The organism is Bradyrhizobium sp. MI1.3 (assembly GCF_055811695.1).
Genome location: NZ_JBVVPQ010000008.1, coordinates 137,899 through 138,537 on the forward strand (window position 1 = coordinate 137,899; position 639 = coordinate 138,537).

1 protein-coding gene is annotated in these 639 nt (G+C 65.7%); it reads right to left on the bottom strand.

Annotated features, from left to right (window positions below):
• On the bottom strand, positions 1-639 hold a 639-nt coding region (locus tag AC0L3A_RS08115), incomplete at both ends, for a VCBS domain-containing protein (RefSeq protein ID WP_473254038.1).

Below are 639 nucleotides of genomic sequence, written 5' to 3' on the forward strand. Positions count from 1 at the left end.
GCTGGATGAACCGGTCAAGGTGAGCGTCCCGGTCGCCGCGTTGAACGATCCGGTGATGCCGTTCTGGTTGGTAAAGCTCAGCACATCCTGGCCGTTGACATAATTGCCGGTGATCTGCACCGTCGCCGAGGCCAGATTGGCGTTGTCGACGTCGGACACCGTCAGCGCCGGGTCGATCGCGGTGGCGGCGTGGTTTTCCGTGTAGTTCAGCGTATGACCAGCGACGACCACCGGCGCGTCGTTGGTGCCGGTGATGGCGAAATTCACCGCCGTGCTGGCAGTGCCGGTGCTGCCGTCCTTGACGTAGACCGTGAAGTTGTCGCTGACGCTGGCGCCGTCCGCCAACGCATTGGTGTCGGGGTCGGCGTTGTTGAGCGCGTAGCTCACCAGCCCGGTCGCGCTGGTCAGCGTTGCCGTGCCGTAGATGCCGGTCTTGGTGTAGGTCACCCCGCCGTCGCCGGTCGCCCAGCCGCCCGTGGTGGTCATCGCCGTGTTGTCGTAGACCGCGCTGTCGCCGGTGTCCGGATCGGCCTTGGTCAGCGTGATGCTGGCTGACGCCGTGCCCGCCGTGCCAACCCCACTTTCGACCAGCTGAACGCTTTGCGCGCCCGCCGTAACCGTCGGATTGTCGTTGGTGCC